Here is a 13165-nt window from a genome sequence, read left to right on the forward strand (position 1 = left end):
GACCAGCTACGCACGCGGCGGCGGCTGCGCCTGCAAGATCCCTCCGGGGGAGCTGGAGGCGATGGTCGCGGGACTCCTGCCACCGCCGAGCCCCGGAAAGACCCCGAGCCCCGGACAGGCCCCGAGCCCCGGACAGACCCTGGGCGGCGACGAGGACCGGCTGCTGGTCGGCCTCGACGACGGCGACGACGCCGCCGTGGTGCGCACCGGAGACGGCACCGCCGTGGTGTCGACGGCCGACTTCTTCACGCCCGTGGTCGACGACGCCCGCGACTGGGGCCGAATCGCCGCGGCCAACGCCCTGTCCGACGTCTACGCGATGGGCGGCCGGCCGCTCGTCGCGCTCAACCTGCTGGGCTGGCCCCGTGACGTACTGCCCGCGGAGCTGGCCGGGGAGGTCCTGGCAGGAGCGCTCGACGTCGCCCGTGCCGCCGGCTGCCTCGTCGGCGGCGGCCACAGCATCGACAGCCCGGAACCGCTCTACGGAATGGCCGTCACCGGCCTGGTGGATCCGGACCGGCTCCTGCGCAACGACGCGGGCAGGCCCGGCGTGCCGCTGACTCTGACCAAACCGCTGGGCGTCGGGATTCTCAACAACCGCCACAAGCGGACGGGCGAGGTCTTCGCGCACGCCGTCGCCGCCATGGCGGCCCTCAACGACAAGGCCAGTGCCGCCGCCCTGGAGGCCGGCGCCGTGTGCGCCACCGATGTGACCGGATTCGGTCTGCTCGGCCATCTGCACAAACTGGCCCGGGCCAGCGGCGTCACGGCCGTGGTGGACGCCGCCGCCGTCCCCGTACTCGACGGTGCCCGGGAGTCGCTGCGGGCCGGATACGTCAGCGGAGGCACCCGCCGCAATCTCGACTGGGTGCGTCCGCACCTGGACGCGGGACGGGCGGGTGAGGACCAACTGCAACTGCTCGCCGACGCGCAGACCTCCGGCGGACTGCTGGTCGCTGGCGAGATCCCCGGACATCCGGTCATCGGGGAACTGGTGCCCGCCGTGGCCGGCACCACGCTGGTGATCCGCTGAGCGCTGCGGACGGCCGCGGACCCGAAGGCCCGCGGCCCGGCCGCTACTTGTAGCGGATGTGCAGGTGGTTGTCGTGGTTCGGGTAGCTCATGGTCAGTCCTTCCGCGATCAGCTGCGGATCGTTGAAGAAGATCAGCTGGACATGGCCGGGGGCCTTCGCCCGGATCTCCTGCACGAGCCTGCGGGTGGCCGCGCGGTCGTAGGTGCTCGACTGCCAGGTGATACGCCCCGCGGTGCACTGCGCCGAGTCGGTGCGGATCGGCCACACGTCGATGTCCATCCCGACCTGGTGGCTGCCGTGGCCGGGGATGGACCCGCCGTGCTCGAAGCCCGCGTCACCGACCGGCAGTTTGCCGTTGCCGGTGGTGGCGAACGTGGCGGCGGCGGCCTCCAGTTGACCGACGGCGCCGGCTGTCGCCCAGTGGGCGCCCGCGTTGCCGTCGGGGCTCTGCGCGCACATCGAGCTGCCGCCGAAGTCGATGTTCTCGTAGTGCCACAGCAGGTTCTGCCAGGTCGTCGGCCCGACGACGCCGTCCGCGCCGATTCCGGCGTGGGTCTGGAAGGTACGGACGGCGGAGTTGCTGGCGGCTCCGAAGGCCCCGTCGACCGAGAGGCCGGCGCCCCTCTTGGCATTGAGCAGCGACTGGAGGGCCTTCACCGCCGGGCCGTTGTCGCCCTGCCGTACGGTGATGGCGAGCGCGCCCCAGGTGGCGGGCCCGACGATGCCGTCCGCGGCCAGCCCCTTGGACTGCTGGAAGCCCACCACGGCGCTCTGCGTGCCCGAGCTGAAGACGCCGTCCACCGTCACGGTGCGGCCGTGCGCGGCGAGCAGGTGCTGCAGCGCGACGACGTCGGAGCCCCGGCTGCCGCTGCTCGCCAGCGGGAACGCGGCCTGCGGGAAGGCGTGCGCGGGGACGCCAAGTCCGAAGAGCAGGGCCGCTGTCGCGGTGAACAGCGTGATGACGCGTGCGAGTCGCTTCACGATTCCTGCCTCACTTTTCTCTTCACTTTCCTGTTCGCTTCTCGGCTCACCCACCTGCTCACTTCCCCGACTGAAGGGCGCTCCAGGTGGCCGGCCCGACGATGCCGTCGGCGCCGAGCCCGCGCGAGGACTGGTAGTCGCGTACGGCCTGGGCGGTGCCCGAGCCGAAGGCGCCGTCGATGCCCACGGTCCGGCCGAGCGCGGCGGTCAGTGCGCGCTGCAGCCGGGTGACGGCCTCGCCCGACGACCCGTTCTGGACGGTCGGGGTGGATCCGCGGGACAGCAGAGCCGTCCAGGTCTTCGCGCCGACCGCACCGTCCGCCGTGAGTCCCTTGCTGGTCTGGAAGTTCCGGGCGGCGGTGGCGGTGGCGGACCCGAAGATCCCGTCCGGGGTGCCGGGGTCGAAGCCGGCGGCGTCGAGCAGGCACTGGGCCGCCTTGACCTGGTCTCCGGACGAGCCGCTCTGGACGGTGCTGTACGCGGTGAAGTTGTAGTTCGCCCCGGTGCAACTGGCCGGCGGCGGAGTGCCGTTGCCCACGTCCAGGTAGTCGCGGTCGATGTTGATCGAATAGCCGCCGTAGGACTCGGTGACCTCACCCGCGTACTGGTGGATCCGCTGGTGGTTGGACCAGTAGTTGGACGGCACGTAGGAACCGGTGTTGGTGTCGGCGGCGCCGTTCCACCACGCGTAGAAGAGGTGGTCGACGCGCGTATACGCACCGTTGTTGTACTCGCTGGCGGCGTCCTTGATGCCGGAGGCGGCGCTGGAGTAGAGGCCCGACAGATAGCCGCTGGTGTGCAGCCGCTCGGTCCAGCCCGACAGGTACGACATCACCGACGCCTTGCAGGAGGCCGTGGAGGTGTACGCCTCGATGTCGCTGTAGATGGCGCTGCCCGCCGGGATGCCGAGGTTCGACGCCGCGGTGATGGCGCCGGCGGCGGCGGTGACTCCCTGGGACTTGGCCGTGGCCGGATCGGTGGAGATCTTCAGCGAGTAGCTGGTGCACGGTGCCTGGCGGCCGACGTCGATGGGGAACAGACGCCAGCCGTTGCCGGTCTGGGCGGTCACCCAGCTCGCCGTCAGATTCGGCTGGGAGCAGCCCCGGAACGAGCCGCTGATGTAGACGCCGACCGCGCTGTACGGCGAGCTCGTCTGCCAGGCGTTCATGGCGGCCTGCGAGGGCGCGGCGCAGGCGTCGAAGCCCTTGCCCAGGTAGCTGCCCGGCTGCGGCCCCGCCGCGGCCAGGGGGGCGGCGTCGGACCGCTGAGCGGCGCGGGGCAGTACGGTGCGCTCGGCGCCCTCGGTGAGGTCGGCCGAGGCGAGAATGTCCCGCACCAGGCTCTCGGTCCCCGGAGTGTGGGCGGCGGTCACGAGGACGCCGGCGTCCTCGACCGCGATCTGGATGGTGTCGTTGCTGGACGCGGCGGTCGGGGCGGTGGCCTTGCCGCGCTGGGTCCGCGCGGTCGCCGCCGTCGACTGGCCCGCGGAGCGGGCGGTGATGGGCTCCACGACGATGCCCGCCGTACGGCCGACGACTCCGGAGGGACAGTCGTTCTGGTCGGCGGGCTCGCCCAGGTAGACGGCGGGTCTGTCGAACCGGAGACAGGCGCGCGGGTCCTCGGCCAGATCGACCACCTGCCATTCGGCGGGGACCGCGATGCGGTAGCCGTGGTAGGTGACGGTCTGGAGGCTCTCGGACGGGGAATCGGCCACGGCTGAGCCGGGGACGGCGAACGCGCCGATACTGGCGAGCACCGCCAGCAGGGCCGTTCCGGCGCGGGCGCGCCAGGGGGTGCGGGACGACATCAGAGCACTCCTACTCGAAAAGTGGGAAAGAAAGTGGGGGAGAGGGGCGGGCAAGGCACGCGTCGGAACGTGCCGTTCAGACACCGCGATCGGGCGGCGCCGACCAGGAGCGGCTGGTGTGTCGGCCCACGGATGGCCGTCATGGTCATGACAATGACGACCGAGTCGCCTTGAACGCCTGAACATCGCACCTCCGTGATGAGCCTTTCCCGCGTCCCCGCGTACGGGCAGAGGCGAGTTTGGCGTTCTTGACCGTCGCGTGTCCACACCGCCACCATCTGCCACAGGACCAGACCTCCGGCGCAACTGCCCCGCAGGCCAAGGCTGTTGTGCCCTGCCACGGCATCGGACGACGACGCTAGGGGAAGATCGCACAGGCGGCGGCGGCGATCAGCACGGAGCACAGGACCGTCGTGCCGCTCAGCCGCCGCGCGAGCAGCCCGTCCCAGCGCTCCCCGTCTCCGGAGAGCCTGCGCAGAGCCGGGGTGAGCGCCCGCCCCGCGCCGAAGCCGAGCCCGGCCGCCAGCGCGGGCACGTAGGAGCCGCCGGACAGCAGCACCGCGACCGCCAGGGCGTACGGCGCACTCGCCGAGACATAGGTCCGCACGCCCGTACCGAGCTCGAAGCCGAACTGCAGGGCGCCACGCGCCAGATGACGGCGCAGTACGTCCTGCGGTATCTGCCGGGCGTTCTGCGGCAGCCGTAGCGACACCTTGCCCGCGTCACGCAGCGCGGCGAGCAGTGCGACGGCCACGATCAGCCCTTGCCGCACCCCGGCCGGAAGCGGAGTGAAGAGACCGGACAGGAGCCACAGCACTCCGGCCGTCAGCACTCCGCCGGCCAGCAGACCGGCGGTGAACACGCCGAGTACCAGCGCCTGTCTGTACGTTGCTCGCCAACCTGGCGAGGCCAGCGCGAACGCGCTGTTGCGCGTTCAAACGGAGCCGGAGAGCGAGTAGCCGGCCAGACCGCCGGTGACCGCCCAGGTCAGCATGGGGGAGTAGAGGGCGGCGGCGACCGCCGCGATCCCCAGGACCGCGAGCGGCAGGACGGGATCGGTGAGCGGCGCCCGTACGGTACGGGCGCCGCTCGGCCGGGCCGCGGGACGGCCGGACTCGCTCATCTACACCGTCCCGGTCAGCGTGAGCCAGGTGTTCTGACCGACCACACCGTCGGCGGTCAGACCGTGCAGGGACTGGAACGAGACGACGGACTGCCGGGTGGCCGAACCGAAGTTGCCGTCGACCGTCAGTGCGGCGCCGTGCTTGTTGAGCTGCCGCTGGGCGCCGCGTACGGCATCGTTCACATTTCCCTGGCGCACGGTGACGACCAGTACCGGCCAGGTGGCCGGACTGACGCTGCCCGTGGGGCTGAGTCCGTTCGCCGACTGGAACGCGTCGACCTGCGCCTCGGTGTCCGGTCCGAAGATGCCGTCGGCGGTCGCCGGATGACCGTGGTGGGTGAGCAGGTGCTGGACGGTGTGGACGTCGGGCCCGGTGGCGCCGCGACCGAGGGTGGGCCAGCTGAGGGAGCCGGGGCAGTCGCAGTCGGTGGTCCAGCGGCAGATGGACTTCACCCAGCCGGAGCCGGTGTCGCGGTACCCGTCGTGGCATCGCCGCTCGATACCGCAGCCGCAACTGCCGCACGCCGCGCTGTAGCGCCACAGCCAGCCGTCGTAGGTACCGGCGTAGCACTGGTTGGGCCGGAGCGTCCAGGTGACGCCGTCCGTCCGGTGGAAGCCGGTGTTCGTCCCCGACGTCACGCACGCGTCGGCGTAGATGGTGCTGGGCCCGCAGCCCGGGGAGCAGTTGTGATCGGTGGCGTAGCTCGGGCAGGCACCCGTCCAGATGTCGTAGCCGTCGGCGTACGCCTGCCGGGCGGCGGTGAACACCCCCAGCGCGGCGAAGCCCGCGGCGGTCGCCGCCTGCAACATGGTGCGCCTGGACGGCGCGAAGGACGGCAGAGCCCCGCGTCTGGTCCGGGGCCGGCGGCCACCGCTCCCGGAGTGGCGCAGCGTGGGTACGTCGTCCAGTGAAGTCACGGCAGGCTCCTCGGCGTCGCGGGCTGGATGTCGTCGAGCAACCGCAGCAGCGCGGTGGGTGAACCGAGCGGCTCCGAACGGGAGACCCGGCCCTCCGGATCGATGACCACCGCATAGGGGGTGGCGGGGATGTCGTACGCGGCGAACAGCTCCGGCCGGTGATCCCTGACCGGAACGGCACCTTCCTCGGCCTGTGGCCCGGCACCCGCGTAGAACCCGAGCACCTGCGGGGCGCCGGCGTCCTGGCGGACCGTCCAGGCCCGGGCCTCCGCGAGCACGTCTCCGCAGGTGCGGCAGTCGGCGTCGAGGAAGAGCAGCAGCGCGGCGCGCCCCGGCGTCAGGAGACCGTCGAGCGCGGCCGGATCGAGCCCGGGTGCCGAGGCGCCGGGTGCGACGCCCACCCGCCCGGGGTGCTGCTGCGTTCGTGACAGTTGGTGCACCTGCCTGATCAACCCCGAGACGACCAGCGCGAGCAGCGCGATCGCCGCCCACGAGGCGATCACAGCGCTGGTGGTGAAGTCCATCGCGTCTACACTCCTTCGGCAGTCCGGTGCACGGCGGCCCTGGCCGGCTCGTGCATGGCGGCGGGCAGGGACCACAGCAGCACGGCGCAGGCAGGAGCCGCGAGCAGCAGTGTGAGCAGCTCCCCCGCGGAGAGCTGTACGGGCCCGGCCCCGGCGAGGACCGCGCCGGCCGGCGCGAGCCCCGCGAGGGCCACGGCCCGCCGGGTCACCCAGCGGCTCAGGGGCACATCCTGGTGTGAACACCCGCACGGCCCTCCGCGGCCGAGGGCGAGAACGTGCCGCGTGTAACCGGCGTAGAGCCCGAACAGGGCGGTCCCCACGGCGAGTACGGCCTGCAGCCCTCGCTGGTGACCCGTCAGCAGCGCGATCGCGCCGCCCACCCCCAAGGCACCCTCCACGAAGGGCATGACGACGGCGGCGAACCGGCGAAGTCGCGCACCCAGCACACCGTGCGCCCGCAGCGCCTCGTCCAGGGCGGCCGGACGGGCGGCGTGCGAACCCACACCGATGAACAGGGTCAGCACGACGATCGAGGCGGTCAGTCCGCCGTAGAAGCTGATCACCGCCGCCTCACCCGGTGTGCCGCAGCGCGAGCCGCCCGACGAGCTCGGGCACTCGCTCGACCTGAGTCGACGTCAGCGGCACGAGCGTGGCCCAGATCTCGGTGGAGGAGAGCACGAAGAACGGACTGCCGTCGGAGAGCGTGTCGCGGAACAGCTCACCCGACGCGACCCTCACCCCCTTCCAGGGAGGCAACTGGGCGGTGTGCTCCTTCGTACGCCGGGACAGCTCCAGCAGCCCGAGCCCCGGCACCTCCTTGATCACGGTCGCGGGCCGCGCGAAGGCGCTTCCGGCCGACCGATCCGGCTGGAGGGTGAGCCCGTGCTCCGTCTCCTCGATACGCACCGCCCGGAGCAGCTCGAGCACCTCGGCCACGCTCAGCCCGTACAGCCGGGTCACGAGTGCGTGGCGCCGGCCGCACCACACGACGAGCGACGGCCGTTCCACAAGCCCTGAACGCGGCTCGCGCTCGACCGACTGGAAGACGCGCAGCGTGCCCTTCTGGAAGGTGAGTTCGGACTCGGGTGACTCGAGACCCAGAGAAGCGGCGACATCGTCCCCCAAAGAGACCGGCCCGGCGGTGAACTCGACCAGCCGACCGCCGACCACCACCTCGACAGCCGACGTACAGGGCGATTCGAGGTCGAGATCGCCTTCCAGGTGGTACGTCCCGCCGTCGAGGGCGCGATGACTGACGAACGATGTGACCATGTGCATCCTCCCAAGGAGGGCGGGGGTCAGTGCGACACCGCGGCCGCAGGGCAACCTAGACAATAGTCATGCCCCTGTCAATCATGCTCGACCGTGATGACCACCCGGCAGGCATGGTCCGGCGCGGAGACACCCTGTTCGCCGCGGTCACCGGCACCGATTCCCAGCGCGCCCGTATCGCCGCCACAGAACTGATGAAGAAGATCATTTACCCGTCGCTGGAGCTCTTCCAGCTCTATCCACGCCGGGAGGAACAGGCCTTCAACGAAGCCCTGGTGACGGCTCTGACCTACCTCCCCAACACCTGCTGCGGCCCACCTGGACCCGTGAGTTCGCCACGTGAGTCGTGCGGTGACTCGCCACCCCCTTATCCGTCCGCTACATCGACTCGGCGGATAACCAGGAAGCAGGCCGCCGCTCAACGCGGTTCAAGCGGTGGCAGTCCGCCAGATCTGCACCAGACAAAACTGATCCTCCCCGCCCAGAGCGGCTTCATGACCACCGGGCGTGACCAGCACGTCGGAACAACCCTGCAGAGGAGAGGTGAAAGGACCCGTGTCCGGGTTGAACACCCACTGCCACCGCATCCGGTAAGTGCCCGGCGACGGCAACACCAGCGGAATCTCACTGAGCCCGCAATCGACAGTCTGCAGACCAAGCTCCCCCTCGGGAAGGTCCACCTCGACCTCCTCATGCCCCGCCCACTGACCGGGCGGCAGCGCGGGTGGGGTGGTCCACGACTCCATACGTATCGCCGTCTTAACCACCTGCGGGGGAACCTGCAGATACACCAACCCCGGCCCTGCCAGCAGCCACTTCGATCTGTTCGCGTCATGATCGAACGTTTCCGCCCCCATGGTTGTGTCGACCAGCCCAAACAGGCGATAACTCGGGGAGACAGTCGTCTCGCAAACGTCCAGCAACCTACTCAATTGGTACCTCTCACCGGCAACCGATAACGCGGGCCCATTGTGGCCCACTGATCATTCGAGGATGAGGCGGCGAAGGGCTCGGCTGTGATCTCGTCCGCCCGCTCGTGTCCGATCCCGACGGCGACCAGGGCCTGGAACACCGTGAACCGCGCGTTTGTGGCCTCGCTCCGGTGCCGGCGTCTCGGTGGCTGAGGCGCGCATGAGCCGCCAGCTGGTGCGCGGCGCGGTTACGGCGCGGACCAGGACGACGTGCCCGGCCCACACGACCGGCCGCGTTGTTGGACCGGGCTGGCCGGACGGACCGTCGGACGGCTGACACCTCCGAATGCTCCCGGTTCATCAGCGTGCCATCACGCCCGGGCCCGGTACGGCGTCTTCAGCCGGTTTGGATCCAGGTGGTGATCGCGAGGATGGCGGGCACGGGGAAGGCGAGGGCGCCTGCGAGGAGTAGTCGGCTTTCCGTTGTGAGTTTGCGGATGCCGGGTGCGAAGGCCAGCGCGGTGAGCGCGGCAGCAGATCCGGCGACGATCAGCACGTATCGAAGAAGGAGTCCTCCCACGGGCATTCCGGCCGCTAGGGCCTGTCGTTTGGATTTTGCCGGGCTCGCGTGCCCTGGCACGCACGCTCGCCGCGTTGTCGTCGGTCGGCATGGCTCCGCCATGCCTCCCTCCTCCGCCTTGCGATCCACGGCACCAGACCCCGCTCACTCATCCGGCCTGATCCAAACGACAGGCCCTGGGCCCCAGACCGTGGTCATGCTGACGAGGAACGCGAGCCAGGCGAGGGACATGAGGGTGAGAGCCCACAGCACACCGGCCAGCACGGCGAGGGCCGTCTGCCTTCGGTGAGGGGTGTGGACCGGCTGCCACGGGCCGTTAAGAGTCGCGTACGTCTTGGGGTTCACCGGAGGCGCCTTCCGTGAGAGCGGGTGTTCATGATCCTCGGCCGCGGGACGGTGCTGTGGCATGAGTGCGGATGCTTACCTCTTGGCGGGCTCGTACCCACCCGCCCCTGGTCTGCGGCAATGGCGGGAGGACATCAGCTCGCCCGCACCCGGCTGCCCGGGTACAGACACCGCCCGCGGATCGTCCCGCCTGATGATGAGCTCGGAATTGCACCGCGGCCGGTGCCAGAGCACGTCGATGCGCTCCTGAACCACCACCACGGAGTCCCCTGGCCCGCTCATCAGAAGAAGGGCACCAAGCCCAGGCGAACCGTCACGGAGCCAGCGATCAGACGCCTTAAGGGCGAGTAGCGGCAGCAGCGATGCCGGACTTCCGAAGCGTGCGGGCCAGGTGTTCCATCTCGGGAAGCGTTCCTGAGTAATCACCGTCCAGCACACAGTGCAGCACAGCCTTGGCGTTCTTCAGGTCGATGCCGAGTTCAGTCCGCAGCACCCGCATGATGGCGACGCTCTTCGTCGGCGGACCGTTCACCTGCAGCCTCGCGGCTCCATGCTCGGAGAGCATCTGATCCCGCCGCTCGGCCGGCATGTCGCCACCGCACACGGCCACCGCAAATCCACAGGCGGAACAGGCCGATTCACTGTCCCATCGCAACTGGCCACCCACCAGTGCCTGAACTCCCCAGCACTCCAGCTCCGCACCGCAGTCCAGGCACTCAGCGAAGTACCTGACGGATTCGAGAACCGCCTGCTCCATCCCCACCCCCAACTGAGACGACTCGGACAGCAACTCGACGCCCGTGAGAACCCTCGAAACAGACCTGGCGGCAGCACGCACCAGCCTCCGACGGATGACCCGAGAGGAGAACACAACCGCTGAGCGAGCGTCCAGGCACCCCACTGAACACGCCACGCTTCAGCAACCCGTCAGACCCAGTCGCTAGGCCCACTCAACTCCGAGTTCGGCGAGTGCGGTGCGTTGGTCGAAGGTGAGTGTGTCGCGGCGGGTCTTGGCATTCGACAGCCATACGCCTAGCTTGTGTTGGTGCTCCTGCCCGTTGATGACGATGGCTTCGACGTGACCGCGCGGTACTGCCTTCTTGGCGCCCTCACGCTGGATGTACTGGGAGAGGGCCGCCAGACCGCGTTGGAAGGCTGATGCCTTCTCGGTGCCCTTGACCGCCGAGGCCGGGGCGGGACGTTCGGTGGGCTTCACGCCCAGCGCTGTCAGCCGCTGCTGCTGTTCTTCGGAGAGCTCCGTCCAACTGCGGCGTTGTCGCTGGAGCCATTTGCCGAGGTCGTCTCCATCGAACTGCACTCCGGGCTGGATACCGGGGAGCCGGCCGTGAGGTTCGTCGGCGGTGAGGTCGGCGAGGACGCGGTAGTGACGTTGCCAGTCCAGCGGCCAAGGACAGTTCCAGTCCGGATCGACCGCTGCCAACTGGGCGGCCCGCGTTGCGGCACGTTCGGGGTTTTTGCCGAGGCCGTCCTTGCGGCGGAGGTTGGCCATGTGTTCGCCGACCGGGACCAGTTCACTGTCGACGTCGCCCCATACGGCGTCACGCCGGGGGGCGAGGTGGCCATGGGCGCGGTGGAAGGAACGCAGCGCGGCGAGTTTGGTCTCCCAGGCTTCCTCGCCGGGTTCCCACACCATCCCGGCCTCGTCGAGCAGCATCTTGCGGTGGAGATCGAGTTCGCCCGCGCGGTACACGCGCCGCTGCTGGTGGACCCACCGGCCCAGAGGGAACGCCTTGGTGACGCCGGCCTCGGTCTCTGTGTCGTACGGGACCGCGTACAGGCCAGTGATGTGGTTGTCCTTCTGCCAGCGCAGCAGGGCCTGATAACCCTCCAGCCACACAAGGGACTCGGGCCGGTACACCCGGGTTCGCAGGAACGCCGCGATCGTCGACGCGTCCCTCGGCGTGGAGAAGTGCAGCAGCGCTGACTCCATCGCGCCCTCGATCTCGTGCTGCCCGCCGGCGCCTTCGGTAGTGGTGCCGATGATCCGCCCGTCATCGTCGCGCTTCACGTGCACGTGCCGCTGCCCGCTGGTCAGCGCCCGGCTGGCGAGCTGCTCGACGAGGCGTTCCGAGTGTGCGCGCAGGCCTTGGAGGACTGCTACGAGGGGTCTGAACGAGGCGGAGGCGACCATGTCGGTCGGGTCCTCGCCGGGCTTGAGGAAGACGGGCACGATGATCCTGGCGGTCTTGGCCGAGCCGTCGGGGTTCGGGCGCAGGGCCCGGCCGATGTTCTGCACGATCTCCACCTGGGAGCCGCGGGTGTCGGCGAAGCAGATCGCCTCAACGCCCCGCTCGCCGACGATGTCGACGCCTTCGCCCAGCACCCGGACGGAGGCAAGGAAGGCCCGGTGTACGCGGCGGCCCGCGGCATTGATGCCATCGGCGAACTGCCGTAGGGCTTCGCGTCGCTCAGCGACGAGGTGGTCACCGCACAGCCATGCCGACCACACCCGGTCCGGCGGTACGTGGCGACCGGCCTCCAGCTGGTAGAACTCCGCATCGATCGACGACTTCGTCAGAGAATCCGCGTCGGCCAGGGCTTGGTCGGAGACCTCGGCGGCGTACAGCTCGGCGGCCGTCTGCGGCATCTTCTCCGCGAACGCCATCGCCTCCTCCACCCGTTGGTGGAAGGTCATGACCGTGCGCAGGTTCCGCGCGGCGGCGTGCTCCAGAAGCGCGGTCTGTAGCAGCGCCAGCCGCCGGCCCCGCTGCGCCTCCTCTGATAGTGCCTTGACGGGAGAGGGGTCGTGGATCTCCAGCACGTCGATCTCGAACCCGGCGAGGATGCCGCGCTCGATCGCCTCGGACAGTTCGAGCTCGTGGATCCACTCGCCGTACGGGCCGTCCGGATCGGATGCCATGGTCGCGATCTCCAGCTCCTGCCCGTCCCTGCCCTTCTGCGGCTGAGGAGAGGCGAGGATGCGTGGGGTGGCGGTCAGGTAGAGCCGGAAGTCCGCCGGGATGCGGGTGTTGTCGTGGATCGCCGCCCACGGCCGCCCAAGATCACCGGTGGTTGAGTGGGCTTCGTCGACGACAGCGAGGTCGAACGGGGCCATCGTTTGTCCGTACAGCCGCTCTCCGCCCGCCAGAGCAGCCTCCAGCGGCCCACGAACGCGTCGTTGACCCAGCAGGTCCTCCGGGTCCTCGCGGTCCACGAGGGAGGCGTACGTGGCGAACACGACCACCGGCCCGTGCCCTGCCCACAGCGCCAACTGGATCGCGTTCGTGGTGGTCCGTACGCCCAGCCGCTCCAGGACGTCGTCCTTCTCCAGCGAGCACACCCCGACCATCGGCCCGTTGTGACCGACCCTCCGCCACGCCTGAACGGTCTGCACGAGCAGATCGAGGGTGGGGACCATGACGAGGATCCGCCCGCCCCGGAAGCACTCCAGTGCAGCCCACGCAGCCGTGATCGTCTTGCCGGACCCCGTGGCGGACACCACCGTGGCGCGCGCCCCTGCCGCGGGCACAGAGAACCTTGCAGGGAATCCGACCCACTTACGGATACGCGCCGTCGCATCCACCTGATGCTCTCTGAGCACGATTCTCCGAATGTCAAACTGTCCTGTCATCAGTTCCTCTTGCCGAGATCGGAGTTGCAGCCCAATGTCTCATCGATGGCAGGTGAGCTCTGAGTGGGCGGTTCGTGA

13 protein-coding genes and 1 pseudogene are annotated in these 13165 nt (G+C 69.8%); 2 read left to right on the forward strand and 12 right to left on the reverse strand.

Going from position 1 to position 13165, the window contains the following annotated elements:
- The coding region (selD, locus tag BHU15_RS26770; RefSeq protein ID WP_069629532.1) for a selenide, water dikinase SelD at window positions 1-1033 on the forward strand (1033 nt) is incomplete at its 5' end.
- A gap of 43 nt (window positions 1034-1076) precedes the next feature.
- Here the strand turns inward: selD and BHU15_RS26775 are convergent.
- The 8 genes from BHU15_RS26775 to BHU15_RS26810 form a co-directional block, all read right to left on the reverse strand.
- Window positions 1077-2015, reverse strand: a complete 939-nt coding sequence (locus BHU15_RS26775) for a penicillin-insensitive murein endopeptidase (protein WP_069629533.1) — start codon at window positions 2013-2015, stop codon at window positions 1077-1079.
- 58 nt (window positions 2016-2073) lie between these two features.
- A complete protein-coding gene (locus BHU15_RS26780) occupies window positions 2074-3822 on the reverse strand; it encodes a glycoside hydrolase domain-containing protein (protein WP_069629534.1) in 1749 nt (582 codons plus the stop codon).
- A 358-nt stretch (window positions 3823-4180) separates the two neighbouring features.
- On the reverse strand, window positions 4181-4684 hold the full coding sequence (locus BHU15_RS40920) for a hypothetical protein (protein ID WP_255293225.1): 504 nt from the start codon (window positions 4682-4684) through the stop codon (window positions 4181-4183).
- A gap of 72 nt (window positions 4685-4756) precedes the next feature.
- On the reverse strand, window positions 4757-4945 hold the full coding sequence (locus BHU15_RS26790) for a hypothetical protein (RefSeq protein WP_069629536.1): 189 nt from the start codon (window positions 4943-4945) through the stop codon (window positions 4757-4759).
- A complete protein-coding gene (locus BHU15_RS26795; protein ID WP_069629537.1) occupies window positions 4946-5863 on the reverse strand; it encodes a peptidoglycan-binding domain-containing protein in 918 nt (305 codons plus the stop codon).
- Complete coding sequence (locus tag BHU15_RS26800) at window positions 5860-6387, reverse strand: thioredoxin domain-containing protein (RefSeq protein ID WP_069629538.1); 528 nt, start codon at window positions 6385-6387, stop codon at window positions 5860-5862. The genes BHU15_RS26795 and BHU15_RS26800 overlap by 4 nt, the downstream gene beginning before the upstream one ends.
- A gap of 5 nt (window positions 6388-6392) precedes the next feature.
- Window positions 6393-6950 (reverse strand): MauE/DoxX family redox-associated membrane protein, encoded by a 558-nt coding sequence (locus tag BHU15_RS26805; RefSeq protein WP_069629539.1) that lies wholly within the window; start codon window positions 6948-6950, stop codon window positions 6393-6395.
- 7 nt (window positions 6951-6957) lie between these two features.
- Window positions 6958-7659, reverse strand: coding sequence for a hypothetical protein (locus tag BHU15_RS26810; protein ID WP_069629540.1), 702 nt, complete (start codon window positions 7657-7659; stop codon window positions 6958-6960).
- 113 nt (window positions 7660-7772) lie between these two features.
- Here BHU15_RS26810 and BHU15_RS42335 point away from each other — a divergent pair.
- A pseudogene (locus BHU15_RS42335) lies at window positions 7773-7937 on the forward strand (Imm49 family immunity protein); the annotation flags it as partial.
- Between the two features lie 150 nt (window positions 7938-8087).
- Here BHU15_RS42335 and BHU15_RS26815 read toward each other — a convergent pair.
- The 4 genes from BHU15_RS26815 to BHU15_RS26830 form a co-directional block, all read right to left on the reverse strand.
- Window positions 8088-8591: a hypothetical protein gene (locus BHU15_RS26815; protein ID WP_069629549.1), complete on the reverse strand. Its 504-nt coding sequence runs from the start codon at window positions 8589-8591 to the stop codon at window positions 8088-8090.
- Window positions 8592-8967: 376 nt separating this feature from the next.
- Window positions 8968-9126: a hypothetical protein gene (locus BHU15_RS40385; protein WP_171908454.1), complete on the reverse strand. Its 159-nt coding sequence runs from the start codon at window positions 9124-9126 to the stop codon at window positions 8968-8970.
- Between the two features lie 706 nt (window positions 9127-9832).
- Window positions 9833-10252, reverse strand: a complete 420-nt coding sequence (locus BHU15_RS26825) for a hypothetical protein (protein ID WP_069629550.1) — start codon at window positions 10250-10252, stop codon at window positions 9833-9835.
- Between the two features lie 183 nt (window positions 10253-10435).
- Complete coding sequence (locus BHU15_RS26830) at window positions 10436-13087, reverse strand: DEAD/DEAH box helicase (protein WP_079128399.1); 2652 nt, start codon at window positions 13085-13087, stop codon at window positions 10436-10438.
- Between the last annotated feature and the right edge of the window lie 78 nt (window positions 13088-13165).

This window comes from Streptomyces niveus (assembly GCF_001723055.1).
Classification (GTDB): domain Bacteria; phylum Actinomycetota; class Actinomycetes; order Streptomycetales; family Streptomycetaceae; genus Streptomyces; species Streptomyces niveus.

Excerpts from the sequence above, each read along its gene's own strand:
- BHU15_RS26790 (WP_069629536.1), bottom strand. The coding sequence starts at position 4,945 with ATGAGCGAGTCCGGCCGTCCCGCGGCCCGGCCGAGCGGCGCCCGTACC.
- BHU15_RS26825 (WP_069629550.1), bottom strand. The coding sequence starts at position 10,252 with ATGGAGCAGGCGGTTCTCGAATCCGTCAGGTACTTCGCTGAGTGCCTG.
- BHU15_RS26830 (WP_079128399.1), bottom strand. The coding sequence starts at position 13,087 with ATGACAGGACAGTTTGACATTCGGAGAATCGTGCTCAGAGAGCATCAG.
- BHU15_RS26800 (WP_069629538.1), bottom strand. The coding sequence starts at position 6,387 with ATGGACTTCACCACCAGCGCTGTGATCGCCTCGTGGGCGGCGATCGCG.
- BHU15_RS26810 (WP_069629540.1), bottom strand. The coding sequence starts at position 7,659 with ATGGTCACATCGTTCGTCAGTCATCGCGCCCTCGACGGCGGGACGTAC.
- BHU15_RS26780 (WP_069629534.1), bottom strand. The coding sequence starts at position 3,822 with ATGTCGTCCCGCACCCCCTGGCGCGCCCGCGCCGGAACGGCCCTGCTG.